Source organism: Inquilinus ginsengisoli, assembly GCF_050434925.1.
GTDB classification, from domain to species: Bacteria; Pseudomonadota; Alphaproteobacteria; order DSM-16000; family Inquilinaceae; genus Inquilinus; species Inquilinus ginsengisoli_B.
In genome coordinates this window covers 1,020,561-1,033,497 of sequence record NZ_JBNDJK010000001.1, presented here as the reverse complement: position 1 = coordinate 1,033,497, position 12,937 = coordinate 1,020,561, and the positions used below count along the sequence as shown (strand labels likewise).

The 12,937-nt window shown below is 71.2% G+C and carries 11 protein-coding genes; 4 read left to right on the top strand and 7 right to left on the bottom strand.

What is annotated here, in order from left to right; genetic code table 11:
• Nucleotides 1-33: 33 nt before the first annotated feature.
• Nucleotides 34-1,113 (bottom strand): A/G-specific adenine glycosylase, encoded by a 1,080-nt coding sequence (gene mutY / locus QFZ27_RS05125; protein WP_429225013.1) that lies wholly within the window; start codon nucleotides 1,111-1,113, stop codon nucleotides 34-36.
• An 84-nt stretch (nucleotides 1,114-1,197) separates the two neighbouring features.
• On the opposite strand from mutY, the gene QFZ27_RS05120 reads away from it, so the two are divergent.
• Genes QFZ27_RS05120 through QFZ27_RS05110 form a run of 3 tightly spaced genes read left to right on the top strand, consistent with a single transcriptional unit; the run spans nucleotide 1,198 to nucleotide 5,849 of the window.
• Nucleotides 1,198-1,662 carry a DUF721 domain-containing protein gene (locus tag QFZ27_RS05120; protein WP_429225012.1) on the top strand — a complete coding sequence of 155 codons (465 nt, stop codon included), beginning with the start codon at nucleotides 1,198-1,200 and terminating at the stop codon, nucleotides 1,660-1,662.
• 38 nt (nucleotides 1,663-1,700) lie between these two features.
• Nucleotides 1,701-2,339 carry a DsbA family protein gene (locus QFZ27_RS05115; protein WP_429225011.1) on the top strand — a complete coding sequence of 213 codons (639 nt, stop codon included), beginning with the start codon at nucleotides 1,701-1,703 and terminating at the stop codon, nucleotides 2,337-2,339.
• Between the two features lie 15 nt (nucleotides 2,340-2,354).
• Nucleotides 2,355-5,849: a chromosome segregation SMC family protein gene (locus tag QFZ27_RS05110; RefSeq protein WP_429225010.1), complete on the top strand. Its 3,495-nt coding sequence runs from the start codon at nucleotides 2,355-2,357 to the stop codon at nucleotides 5,847-5,849.
• A gap of 168 nt (nucleotides 5,850-6,017) precedes the next feature.
• Here QFZ27_RS05110 and QFZ27_RS05105 read toward each other — a convergent pair whose 3' ends face one another.
• The 4 genes from QFZ27_RS05105 to QFZ27_RS05090 all read right to left on the bottom strand — a co-directional run bounded on the left by QFZ27_RS05105 (nucleotide 6,018) and on the right by QFZ27_RS05090 (nucleotide 9,125).
• On the bottom strand, nucleotides 6,018-7,316 hold the full coding sequence (locus QFZ27_RS05105; protein ID WP_429225009.1) for a hemolysin family protein: 1,299 nt from the start codon (nucleotides 7,314-7,316) through the stop codon (nucleotides 6,018-6,020).
• A gap of 160 nt (nucleotides 7,317-7,476) precedes the next feature.
• Complete coding sequence (gene folE, locus QFZ27_RS05100) at nucleotides 7,477-8,115, bottom strand: GTP cyclohydrolase I FolE (protein ID WP_429225008.1); 639 nt, start codon at nucleotides 8,113-8,115, stop codon at nucleotides 7,477-7,479.
• Nucleotides 8,116-8,181: 66 nt separating this feature from the next.
• Nucleotides 8,182-8,574 carry a Co2+/Mg2+ efflux protein ApaG gene (gene apaG, locus QFZ27_RS05095; RefSeq protein ID WP_429225007.1) on the bottom strand — a complete coding sequence of 131 codons (393 nt, stop codon included), beginning with the start codon at nucleotides 8,572-8,574 and terminating at the stop codon, nucleotides 8,182-8,184.
• Between the two features lie 47 nt (nucleotides 8,575-8,621).
• The gene (locus QFZ27_RS05090; RefSeq protein ID WP_429225006.1) at nucleotides 8,622-9,125 is read right to left on the bottom strand and encodes an OmpA family protein; all 504 of its coding nucleotides are present in this window, start codon (nucleotides 9,123-9,125) and stop codon (nucleotides 8,622-8,624) included.
• A gap of 153 nt (nucleotides 9,126-9,278) precedes the next feature.
• Between QFZ27_RS05090 and QFZ27_RS05085 the strand changes: the two genes are divergently transcribed.
• The gene (locus tag QFZ27_RS05085) at nucleotides 9,279-10,658 is read left to right on the top strand and encodes an FAD/NAD(P)-binding protein (protein ID WP_429225005.1); all 1,380 of its coding nucleotides are present in this window, start codon (nucleotides 9,279-9,281) and stop codon (nucleotides 10,656-10,658) included.
• Nucleotides 10,659-10,795: 137 nt separating this feature from the next.
• Here QFZ27_RS05085 and QFZ27_RS05080 read toward each other — a convergent pair whose 3' ends face one another.
• Both QFZ27_RS05080 and QFZ27_RS05075 read right to left on the bottom strand, forming a co-directional pair.
• A complete protein-coding gene (locus tag QFZ27_RS05080) occupies nucleotides 10,796-12,493 on the bottom strand; it encodes an ABC transporter substrate-binding protein (protein ID WP_429232417.1) in 1,698 nt (565 codons plus the stop codon).
• Between the two features lie 163 nt (nucleotides 12,494-12,656).
• Nucleotides 12,657-12,935, bottom strand: coding sequence for a DUF2160 domain-containing protein (locus QFZ27_RS05075; protein WP_429225004.1), 279 nt, complete (start codon nucleotides 12,933-12,935; stop codon nucleotides 12,657-12,659).
• Nucleotides 12,936-12,937 lie beyond the last annotated feature (2 nt).

Sequence of the window (12,937 nt, the reverse complement as noted above, 5' to 3'; positions counted from 1 at the left end):
GTGATCAGGGCTGATTTGAGGCGGCGGGCCCGGTCATTCAAGATGTCGCAGGGCATGGCGGGCGATCTTCCACATCGCGGTCGGCAGCCCGGCCTCGCCCAGCTGGTCCGGCGACACCAGGATTCCGCCCTCCACCGGCGCCTTGAGGCGGCCGGCCGCGACCGTCAGCTCGAAGTCGAAATGGGTGAAGCCGTGCCGCACCAGGCCGGGCAGCAGGCGCCAGCCGATGCCGCCCGGCGCCTCGGCCAGCACCGCGGCGAGGCCCGGCATCGGCTGCTCGATCCAGGCCGAGGACGGGAACTCCATCATCCCGCCCAGCATGCCCTTCGGCGGGCGGCGGCGCAGCAGCACATGGCCGCGCCCGTCGGTCAGCCAGAAGGCCACCGCCCGGCGGGTCGGCTTGGGCGCCTTGGCCAGCTTGGCCGGCAGGTCCTCGGCGATGCCGCGCTTGCGGGCCCGGCAGGGGGCGGACCAGGGGCACAGGATGCATTTCGGGCTGCGCGGGGTGCAGATGGTGGCGCCGAGATCCATCACCGCCTGGGCATAGTCGCCCGGCCGCCGACGCGGCGTCAGGGCCGTGGCATGGGTCTTCAGGATCGGCTTCGCCGGCGGCAGCGGCGTCGTCACTGCGAAGATCCGGGCCATCACCCGCTCGACATTGCCGTCCATCACCGCGGCCGGCCGGTCGAAGGCGATCGCCGCGATCGCCGCCGCGGTGTAGTCGCCGATCCCCGGCAGCTGCCGCAATTCCGCCTCCTCGGACGGGAAAACTCCGCCATGGCGTTCAACCAGCAGGACGGCGCAGCGATGCATGTTCCGGGCCCGGGCGTAATAGCCGAGCCCAGCCCAGGCACCCAGCACCTCCTCCACCGGCGCCGCGGCGAGGTCGGCCACGGTCGGCCAGCGCCGTGTGAAGTCGAGGAAATAGTCCTTCACCGCCGCCACGGTGGTCTGCTGCAGCATGATCTCGCTCAGCCAGACCCGGTACGGGTCCGCGCGTTTGCCCGGCAGGGCGCGCCACGGCAGGACGCGACGATGCCGGTCGTACCAGGCCAGCAGCGCCGGAGCGAAGTCGGCGGGGACAAATTCGGCGGACGTGGCTGTATCGGGCATGGCTCGCGTTGCCGCTCGGGGGTGGGTTGGGCCACTATAGGGACCCGAGTCCCGCAATTCGATCATGCAGTCGCATCCCCGCCGATGAGCTATCCCAGATCCATGGCCGCCCTGGTTCCCGCCCTCGCCCGCAAGGCGCTGGGCGGCGGGCGCAGCGCCGTCGGCAGCCTGTTCGCCGACTGGCCGGCGGTGGTCGGCGACCATTGGGCCGACCGGGCGGTGCCGGAGAAGCTGAGCTTCCCGGCCGGCAAGCGCGACGGCGGCACCCTGGCGCTGCGGGTCGACCCGGCCGATGCGATCCTGCTGCAACACGACCAGGACCGGCTGATCGAGCGGATCAACGGCCATTTCGGCTATGCCGCGATCGTCCGGATCAAGCTGCTGCAGGCGCCGCTGGCCCGCCGGCCCGCGACACCGCGCCGCCGTTCCCTGACCCCGGCCGAAGAGGCGATGCTGGAGGCGCCGCTCGAATCGGTCGACGACCCCGAGTGGAAATCCCGACTTGCGGCCTTCGGCCGGGCGCTCTATGCCCGGACGCCACCGCGATGACACTTGGGCACGAGGCCCGGACCCATGGAGACCATCGGATGCTGAAGACCCTGCTCGCCGGCCTGGCCCTGGCCGCCGCGACGTTCATGAGCGGATCGGCCTCGGCCCAGGATGCCGGGAAGGCCTGGGACCCGAAGATCACCGACACCGACTACGTGCTCGGCAAGGCCGACGCGCCGGTGACGATGCTGGAATTCGCCTCCTTCACCTGCCCGCACTGCGCCGCCTTCACCAACGACGTGCTGCCGCAGCTCGAGAAGGCCTATGTCGACACCGGCAAGGTCAAGATCGTGTTCCGCCAGTTCCCGCTGAACGGGCTGGACCTGCGGGCCGGGATGATGGCGCGCTGCGCCCCGCGCGAGCAGTATTTCAACATCGCCAAGGTGCTGTTCCAGACACAGCAGAGCTGGGCCACCGCCGGCGACCCGATCGGCGCCCTGGCGCAGATCGGCGGCATGGCCGGGCTGCCGAAGGACAAGTTCGACGCCTGCCTGGCCGACAACGCCGTCGCCGACGCCATCATCAAGCTGGGCCAGGAGGCGCAGGCCGACTACAAGGTCAACGCCACCCCGACCTTCGTGGTCGAGGGCGAGAAGCTCGAGGGCGAGGCCAGCTTCGACACCTTCAAGGCGATCTTCGACCGGAAGCTCGCCGAGAAGGGCGTCGCCACCAACTGACCGGAGCGCGCCACCGTGCATTTCGCCCGGCTCCGCCTGTCGGGCTTCAAATCCTTCGTCGATGCGACCGACGTGGCGATCGAGCCCGGCCTGACCGGCGTGGTCGGGCCGAATGGCTGCGGCAAGTCGAACCTGGTCGAGGCACTGCGCTGGGCGATGGGCGAGAACTCCGCCCGGCGCATGCGCGGCCAGGAGATGGACGACGTCATCTTCGGCGGCACCACCGGCCGGGCCGCGAGAAACCTGGCCGAGGTGACGATCACGCTGGACAACAGCGACCGCACCGCGCCCGGCTGGGACCACGCCGACATCATCGAGATCGTCCGGCGGATCGAGCGCGGCACCGGCTCCGAGTACCGGGTCAACGGCAAGCCGGTGCGCGCCCGCGACGTGCAGCTGCTGTTCCAGGACAACGCCTCCGGCCCGGCCTCGCCCGCTCTGGTCAGCCAGGGCCGGATCGCGGCCATGATCTCCGCCCGCCCGGCGGAGCGGCGGCAGATTTTGGAGGAGGCGGCCGGCATCACCGGCCTGCACAGCCGCCGGCACGAGGCCGAGCTGCGGCTGCGTTCGGCCGACGAGAACTTGGTCCGCCTGGACGACGTGCTGGTGCAACTCGACGCCCAGCTGGGCGGCCTGCGCAAGCAGGCGCGGCAGGCGGCGCGTTACCGCACCGTCTCGGAGCAGATCCGCCAGGTCGAGGCGACGCTGCTGCACCTGCAATGGAGCGCGGCGGGTACGGCCCTGGCCGAGGCCCGGCGCGCCTATGACGTCAATGAGCAGGTGGTGCGCGAGCGCATGATCGCGGCGACCCGCGGCACCAGCGAGCAGGCCGAGGCCGCCGCCGCCCTGCCGGCCCTGCGCAAGGCCGATAGCGATTCAGCCACGGTGCTGCAACGTCTCCTGGTCGAGCGCGAGACGCTGGAGGCCGAGGCCGGCCGGCTGAGCCAGTCGATCCTCGACACCAACCGGCGGCTGGAGCAGGTGACAGGCGACCTGGTGCGGGAGCGCTCGCTGGGCGCCGATGCCGCCCAGGCCCTGGCCAAGCTGCAGGAGGAGCGCGAGCGGATCGAGCGCCAGAGCGCCGGCGAGGCTGATGCCGAGGACCAGGCACGGCAGGCGATCGACGCCCAGCGCGAGATCGTCGACCAGTTGGATGGCCAGCTGACCGCGCTGACCGAGGCCGCTGCCGGCGACGAGGCCCGGCGCCAGAGCCTGGCCAAGCGCCAGCGCGAGCTGGAAGGCCGACTGCTGGACCTGGCCCGCCGGCACGAGGACGCGCTGCGCCAGACCGCCCAGGTCGAGACCGAGCTGGCCGGCGCCGACGGTGCCGAGGCCGCCGCCCTGGTTCTGGCCGAGGCCGAGGCGCGGCTGGAGGCGGCGCAAGAGGCGGTCGAGACGGCGGAGAGCCGCCGCCAGGCCGCCGATTCGGCCTTCTCCGGCACCCGCGAGGCCGCCCAGGCGGCCGAAGGTGCCGCCACCCGGCTGAAGGCCGAGGCCGACGGCCTGCGCGCCGCACTGGAGGGTGGTAAGGGCGGCAGCGGCAAGGGTGATGCCGCCCGGATGCCGATCCTGGACCAGCTCAAGGTCGAGCCCGGCTGGGAGGCGGCGATGGGCGCCGCGCTCGGGGACGAGGGCTCGGTGCCGGCCGACCGCTCGGCGCCGCTGCACTGGGCCGAGCTGCCCGGCTACGACAACGCGGCCCCGTTGCCGGCCGGCGCCGAGCCCCTGGCCGGCCATGTCACCGCCCCCGCGGCCCTGGCGCGCCGGCTGGCCCATATCGGCGTGGCCGCCGATGCCGCGGCGGCCGAGGCGCTGCAGCCGGCCCTCAGGCCCGGCCAGGCGCTGGTGACCAGGGCTGGCGGGCGCTGGCGCTGGGACGGGCTGGTGGCCCGGCCGGGCGCGCCCTCCCCCGCCGCGGCGCGGCTGCAGCAGCGCAACCGGCTGGAGCAGCTGGAGGCGCAGCTCTCGACCGCGGCCGAGGCCGCCGAGACGGCGCGGCGGGCGGCAGACGCAGCGCGCCAGGCGGCGCAGTCGGCGCAGGACGCCGACCGGGCGGCCCGGCGCGGCCAGCAGGACGCCGTCGCCGCCGTCGGCCGGGCCCGCGAGGCGCAGAGCAAGGCGGCCCAGGCCGAGGCGGCGCGGCGCAGCCGGCTGGCGGCGCTGATCGCCCAGGGCGAGCGCCTGGCCGCCGACCGCGACGAGTCCATGCGCGAGCGCGAGGAGGTGGCGGCCGAGATTGCGGCGCTGCCCGACGGCGAGGCCCAGCGCCGGGCCGTCAGCGAGATTCGCTCGGCCCTGGCCGAGGCGCGGTCCGGGCTGGGCGCCCGGCAATCGGCGCTGGAGCGGCTGCAGCGCGAGGCCGGCGGCCGGCGCGGCCGGATGCGCGCGATCGAGAGCGAGGTGCAGGGCTGGGACAGCCGCGCGAGAGGCAGCGCCGACCGGCTGGCCGAGCTGGAGGCGCGGCTGGAGGAGAGCCAGGCGACGCTGCTGGAGCTGGACGCCCGGCCGGCTGAGATCGCCGCCCGCCGCGAGACCCTGATTGGCCAGATCGACGAGGCCGAGCGCCGCCGCCGCATGGCCGCCGACGCGCTGGCGGTCGGCGAGCAGCGCCAGGAGGCCGCGGACCGCGCCCTGCGCGCCGCCGAATCGGCCCTGGCCGAATCGCGCGAGGCCCGGGTGCGTGGCGAGGCGGCGGTGGTCGCCGCCCAGACCGCGGTCGAAGGGCTGCGCAGCCGCATCACCGAGCGGCTGGACTGCGCGCCCGAGGCGGTGGCCGGCCTGGCCGGCCTCACTCCGGAATCACCGCTGCCGGATCAAGAGGACATCGCCCGCAAGCTCGACCGGCTGAACCGCGAGCGCGAGAGCATGGGCCCGGTCAATCTGCGGGCCGAGGTCGAGATCGTCGAGATCGAGTCCCAGCACACCCGGCTGTCGGCGGAGAAGGAGGACCTGACCGCCGCCATCGCCAAGCTGCGCCAGGGTATCGCCTCGCTGAACCGCGAGGCGCGGGAGCGGCTGGTGGCCAGCTTCGACGTGGTCGACGGCCATTTCCGGGCGCTGTTCACCCGGCTGTTCGGCGGCGGCAAGGCGCAGCTGGCGCTGACCGACACCGAGGACCCGCTGGAGGCCGGGCTGGAGATCTTCGCCAGCCCGCCGGGCAAGAAGCTGCAGCACCTGTCGCTGCTGTCAGGCGGCGAGCAGGCGCTGACGGCGGCGGCGCTGATCTTCGCCGTGTTCCTGACCAACCCGGCGCCGATCTGCGTGCTGGACGAGGTCGACGCGCCGCTTGACGACGCCAATGTCGACCGCCTGTGCACCCTGCTGGGCGAGCTGGCGGAGGGCGGCCGCACCCGTTTCCTGATCATCACCCACCACCGCATGACCATGGCGCGGGTGAACCGTCTCTACGGTGTCACCATGATCGAGCGTGGAGTCAGCCAACTGGTCTCGGTCGACCTCGAGCAGGCCATCCGCCACGCCCAGCCGCACCAGCAGGAGCTGGCGATCTGAGAATCGCGACTGCGATCCTGGTGCCAGCGATCTTCTTTTCTGTCATTGCCGGGCTTGACCCGGCAATCCAGAGGCTGTCGACATTCTCTGGATGCCCGGGTCAAGCCCGGGCATGACAGTGAAGGAATTGGTCCACAGCAGTGACGGCCCAAACCGCCATCCCCCGCCCTACGGCTCCGTCTGGTCCACCTTGACCAGCACCTTGTCGATGCGGTTGCCGTCGAGGTCGATGACCTCGTAGCGCACGCCGTTCTCGACGAAGCTTTCCGCCACCTTCGGCAGATGGCCGAGGTGCCAGAGCACGAAGCCGGCCAGGGTCTGGTAGTCACCGTCCTCCGAGCGCAGGCCCCGCAGGCGCAGCAGCCGCTCGACCTCGTCGATCGGTGTCATCGCGTCGACCAGCCAGCTGCCGTCGTCGCGCCGCACGATCGAATAGCCGGCGGCGTCGATGGTGAGGTCGCCGACCTCGCCGGCGATGGCGGACAGGATGTCGGTCGGCGTCACCACGCCCTCGACGCTGCCGTACTCGTCGACCACGACGGCGAGATGGATCGGCGCGCTGCGGAAGGTCTGCAGCAGCTTCAGCGCCGGGGTGCCGTCCGGCACCACCAGCGGCGGCCGCATGGTCTCGGCCACATCGAACGGGCCGCCGCCGAGCAGGCGGTCGAGCAGGTCCTTGGTCTGGATCACGCCTTCCAGCTCATCCAGCGAGCCGCGGGCGACGGGGAACCGGCTGCAGCCGCTCGCGGCGATGGTCTTGCGGATCTCGTCCGCGCTGTCCTCGAGATCGACCCAGACCACCTCGTGCCGCGGCGTCATGATCGACCGCGCCGACCGGTCGGCCAGGCGCAGCACGCCCTCGATCATCTCGCGCTCGGCCTCGACGAAGACACCGGCCTCGGTGCCCTCGGCGATCATCGACTTCACCTCTTCCTCCGTCACCGTCTGGGCGGGAACGGCGGAGACGCCGAGCAGGCGCAGCACCAGCTCGGTCGAGCGCTGCAGCAGCCAGACGATCGGGGCGCCGACCGCCGCCACCGTCTGCATCGGCCGGGCGACGCGGGCTGCGATGCCCTCGGCGTGGTTCAGCGCGATCCGCTTCGGCACCAGCTCGCCGATGATCAGCGAGAAATAGGTGATGGCGACCACCACCAGGGCGAAGGACAGCCCGTCGGCCCAGGGGCCGACCACCGGCAGGGTCCGCATCCAGTCGCGCAGCGGCACCGACAGGGTGGCGCCGCCGAAGGCCCCGGCGAAGATGCCGACCAGGGTGATGCCGACCTGCACGGTCGACAGCAGGCGGTTCGGATCCTCGGCCAGGGCGAGGGCGGCGCGGGCGCCGCGATGGCCCTGTTCGGCCATGCCCTGCAGCCGGGCGCGGCGGGCGGAGACCAGCGCCAGTTCCGACATCGCGAAAAAGGCGTTGATCAGGATGAGAAGCACGACGATGACGAGTTCGACGATCATCGGCGGCCGCTAGACGGAGGTTCGTCCGTCTCTTCGCTGTGGGAAGCTGGCATAATGCCGGCTGAGATACCCGGTCGGGCGCCCCCGCGTCCACCGTCATGCCGATAATATTCGGCGGAACGGCAGTCGGCCGGGGGAAAATCTGCCCGGATCAGAGCCGTTACACCGGCATCCCGATCATCATCTGGAACTCGCGGCGCAGCTGCGGCTCGTCGCGGAAGGCGCCGATCATGCAGCTGGTCACCATCTGGGTGCCGTGCTTGTGCACGCCGCGCGTGGTCATGCAATGGTGCTGCGACGACACCATGATCGCCACGCCGCGCGGCTTCAGCACCTGGTCGATCGCCGAGGCGATCTGAGCCGTCAGCCGCTCCTGGATCTGCAGCCGCTTGGCGTAGGCGTCGACCACCCGCGCCAGCTTGGAGATGCCGACCACCCGCCGGTCCGGCAGATAGGCGACATGCGCCTTGCCGATGATCGGCACCATGTGGTGCTCGCAATGCGACTCGAAATCGATGTCGCGCAGCAGCACCATCTCGTCGTAGCCCTCGACCTCCTCGAAGGTGCGGGACAACAGCTCGACCGGGTCCTGGGCGTAGCCGCGGAAGAATTCCTCGTAAGACTTCACCACCCGCTTCGGCGTGTCGCGCAGCCCCTCGCGCCCGATATCCTCGCCGGCCCACCGCAGCAGCACGCGCACCGCGTCCTCGGCCTCTGACCGGCTCGGGCGATGCTCAGCCGCGCGCGTCGGTTGCGCTGCGACGTTGGCCGCCACGGGGGTGAAGGGGTTGCGGGTCATGATGCCGGCTTCTCCGGGCGGTTGTCGTTGTCGGTGCTGGTCCAATTAGGACTTTGGTCTGCCACATCAGTTCAATCGGATCGTACGATGCGGGCTGTCCAGCGAAAAAGCGGGGATCGCCACGTCGAAGCGCTCGCCCGACGGGGTCTCCATCTGATAGGTGCCGACCATGATGCCCGACGGCGTCGCGATCGGCGCACCGCTGGTGTACTGGAACGCCTTGCCCGGCTCGATCACCGGCTCGACCCCGACCACGCCGGGGCCCCGCACCTCCTGCACCCGGCCGAACTCGTCGGTGATCTGCCAGTAGCGGCTGCGCAGTTGCACCCGCTCGCGCCCGTGATTGACGATGCGGACGTGATAGGCCCAGACGTAGTGATTCTCGTCGGGCGAGGATTGGTCCTCGAGATAGGTCGGCTCGACCGACACCTCGATCGCCCGGGTTTCCGCAGTGTACATGTCGTCGATCCGCTGGCGGGCGCGTCGGCGCCGTGATCCTGATCTGACTATATGGGACGCTGCGGCGTCGCGTCCAATTGCGACGCGACCGGCGACTCGAATCCGATCTCGACCCGGTCATTGGCCGGCTCCGCCTGGCCCGGCGGGGCGGGCAGCAGCGGATCGGCCGCGCCGGCGCCGGCGACCGCGATCCGATCCGGCGCGATTCCGGCCGCGCGCAGCCGCGCCGCCACCAGCCTGGCCCGCTGCAGCGACAGGCGCTGGGCGGCTGCCGGGTCGCCGCCGGCATCGGCATGGCCGGTGACGATCAGGCGCGGCGCCGGCCCCTTGGCGCGGCGCCGGGCATCCTCGACCACCGCGGCGGCGACGGCGGTGGTACCGTCCGGCGCCATCCCGGTCTTGCCGGGCAGGAAAAAGACGTAGCGGATATCGGCCGAAAGCGCCCGGTCCACCGGCACCGAATCGGGCAGCTCGACCCGGTCGCTGCGCGACGGTACGCACCCCGCCAAGCCTGCCAGAGCCACACACGCCAGTACCGCAACGATCCGCATTGTCCCCGTCTGTCCTGTTTGGTCCCACGTCCAGCATAGGGCGTCGCCGTGGCGGCGGCGAGGCAGCATTCCCGCCTCGCCTCGATCGACGGTTGGCCGGAGCGGACCGAGGTGGCTACCATGCCCGCCGTCGAAGCAGCGCCAATGAGGATCATGCGCATCGCCATCATCGGGGCCGGGTTCACCGGCTGCCTGCTCGCGGTCCAGCTCCTGCGCCGCTCGGCCGGGGCGGCGAAGGTCGTGCTGATCGAGCGCGGCGGCCCGCCCGGCCGCGGCATGGCCTATGGTACGCCGCACCCGGCGCATCTGCTGAACGTCCGCACCGCCAACATGAGCGCGTTCCCGGACCAGCCGGAGGATTTCCAGAGCTGGGCCCGGGCGCATGGCGCCGGCGACCAGCCCTATCTGCCGCGCCGCTTCTATGGCGACTACCTGGGCGAGACCCTGGCCGCCGCCGGGCGCGACTTCCCCGGCGGGCTGACCATGCTGGCGGACGCCGCGGTCGGGCTGGACCGCGACGCCAACGGGGTGACGGTGCGCCTCGCCTCCGGCCGCACCGAGCCGGCCGACATCGCGGCGCTGTGCACCGGCAACGCGGCGCCCTCGGCCCCGGTGGCGCTGCCGGATGCGCCTGGGCGGATCCTGGTCGGGCCGGAGGATGCCTGCCTGCCCTCGATCCTGCCGGACGAGGCCGTGCTGATCCTCGGCACCGGCCTGACCATGATCGACATCGCCGCCGGCCTGGCGGCGCAGGAGCATCGCGGCCGCGTCCTGGCGCTGTCGCGGCGCGGCCTGCTGCCCCGGCCGCATCGCGACCTCGCCAGCAAGCCGGCGACGCTTGATTCGGCGGAGTTCGTCGGCCGGCCGGCGCTGGCGGTGCTGCGCCGGCTCCGCGCCCTGAGCCGAGAGGCCGAGGCGGCGGGCGGCGACTGGCGCGCGGTGATCGACGGGCTGCGCCCCTTCACCCAGACGCTGTGGCAGGGCTGGGACGAGACCGAGGCGGGGCGCTTCCTGCGCCATCTGCGGCCCTGGTGGGACGTGCACCGGCACCGGGTTGCGCCGGCCATCGCCGAACGCGTCGGGGCGATGATCGCCTCGGGCCAGCTGCAGGTGCTGGCCGGACGGCTGCGCACCGTCGCGCCGACGGCGGACGGGCTGTCGGTGACGCTGCGACGGCGCGGCGCCGCGGCCGACGAGACCCGGGATATCTGCCGCCTGGTCCTGGCCAGCGGGCCCGAGACCGACCCGGGGCGGACCGATGATCCACTGTTGCGGTCGCTGATCGCCGGCGGCGCGGTGCGGCCGGACCGGCTGCGGCTCGGCCTCGATGTCGATGCCGGCGGCCGGCTGATCGGCCATGACGGCGAGCCCTCGCCCCGGCTCTACGCGCTCGGCCCGCCGACCCGCGGCGCCTTCTGGGAGATCACGGCGGTGCCGGACATCCGCAAGCAATGCGCCGAAGTGGCGGCGGCGATCCTCGCCGGCGACACCGTCCCGCCGCCGGCAAAGCCGGGCTTCGATCCGGGGATCTGACGGAGGCGATCGGTTGGGGATTCGCTCCCCAACCCCCAAAACTGTCATGCCCGGGCTTGACCCGGGCATCCAGAAGATGTCGACGCTCTCTGGATCGTCGGGTCAAGCCCGGCAATGACAGTCAGGGGAACGGTCCCTTACCGCACCTTCCCTTCCTTCCAGGCCTGCAGCAGGCTGTCATAGGCCACGGTCTGGCCCTTCTCCTTTTCGTTCTCCAGCTTCGGCTTCGGCGCGCCGGGCGCGTCGAACCACTCCTGGGCGGTCTTCTCCTCGTTCAGCTTCGGCCCGCAATCGCCGAGATTGCCGGCCCGCTCCAGCCGCGCCAGCACCTGGTCCTGCTGCTTGGCCAGGTTGTCCATGGCCTGCTGCGGCGTGACCTCGCCGGTCACCGCCTCGGCCACGTTCTGCCACCACAGCTGCGCCAGCCGGGGATAGTCGGGAACGTTGGTGCCGGTGGGCGTCCACGCCACCCGCGCGGGACTGCGGTAGAACTCGACCAGCCCGCCCAGCTTCGGCGCCATCTCGTCCATCGCCTTGGAGCGGATGTCGCTGTCGCGGATCGGGGTCAGGCCGACCTGCAGCTTCTTCAGCGAGGTCGATTTGCAGATGCAGAACTGGGCGTACAGCCAGGCCGCCTGCTGCCGCTCCTTCGGCGTGCTCTTCATCAGGGTCCAGGAGCCGCAATCCTGGTAGCCCAGCTTCATCCCCTCTTCCCAGTACGGGCCATGCGGCGAGGGCGCCATGCGCCATTTCGGCGTGCCGTCCTCGTTCACCACCGGCAGGCCGGGCTTGGACAGGTCGGCGGTGAAGGCGGTGTACCAGAAGATCTGCTGGGCGATGTTGCCCTGGCCCGGCACCGGACCGGCCTCGGAGAAGGTCATGCCGGCCGCCTCGGGCGGGGCGTACGCCTTCAGCCACTCGATGTACTTGCTCAAGGCGTACACCGCGGCCGGGCCGTTGGTGTCGCCGCCGCGGGTGACGCTGGAGCCGGCCGGGCGGCAGCCTTCGACCCGGATGCCCCATTCGTCGACCGGCAGGCCGTTCGGGATGCCCTTGTCGCCGGCGCCGGCCATCGACAGCCAGGCGTCGGTGAAGCGCCAGCCCAGCGACGGGTCCTTCTTGCCGTAGTCCATATGGCCCCAGACGCGGACGCCGTTGATCTCCTTCACCTTGTTGGTGAAGAAGTCGGCGATGTCCTCGTAGGCCGACCAGTTCACCGGCACGCCCAGGTCGTAGCCATATGCGGCCTTGAACTGCTCCTGCAGCTTCGGGTCGGTGAACCAGTCGTAGCGGAACCAGTACAGGTTCGCGAACTGCTGGTCCGGGATCTGATAGAGCTTGCCGTCCGGACCGGTGGTGAAGCTCTTGCCCATGAAGTCGTCGACGTCGAGCGTCGGCAGGGTGAAATCCTTGCCGTCGCCGGCCATGAAGTCGGACAGCGGCACGGCCTGGCCGTAGCGGAAATGCGTGCCGATCAGGTCGCTGTCGTTGACATACGCGTCATAGATGTTCTGGCCGGACTGCATCTGGGTCTGCAGCTTCTCGATCACGTCGCCTTCCTGAATCAGGTCGTGCTTCAGGTTGATGCCGGTGATCTCGGAGAAGGCGCGGGCCAGCGTCTTCGACTCGTACTCATGGGTGGTGATCGTCTCCGACACCACGTTGATGTCCATGCCGCGGAACGGCTCGGCCGCCTTGATGAAGAACTCCATCTCCTTCAACTGCTCGTCCTTGGACAGCGTCGAAGGCTGGAACTCGGTGTCGATCCACTTCTTGGCGTTGGCCGTCAGCTGTTCGGCGCCCTGGGCAAAGGCCCGGCGAGCAAAGCCCGGCATGGCGATGGCGGCGCCGAGCGCGGAGGCGCCGCGCAGCAGGTCACGGCGATGGACCGGGAACCCGCCCGGCCCGTGCAGCATCTTGGTCATGATCTCTCCCCGTCTCTACGTCTGTTGAAACCAGCACTTCCTGCCCCGGAGGCCGGGGCAGGTCCGGACAAAATCATCCGAACCGCATCACCGCGATCATCCAAGCGACGGCGATCGCGAAGCCGTACCAGAGACTGCCCGAGGCCAGCCCGACCCAGGCGAGATGAATGTAGGCGGCACCGAGCAGGCCGATGAACAGCCGGTCGCCGCGAGTGGTCGTCAACGGCAGCAGGCCCCGCCGGGGCACCGAGGGCGAGGCCAGCTGCCATGCCGTCATGGCTATGAGCAGCGCCGCAATGCCGACGAAGAACCAGGCCGTCGGCGGCGTCCACACCATCCAGTCGAGGGTCATGG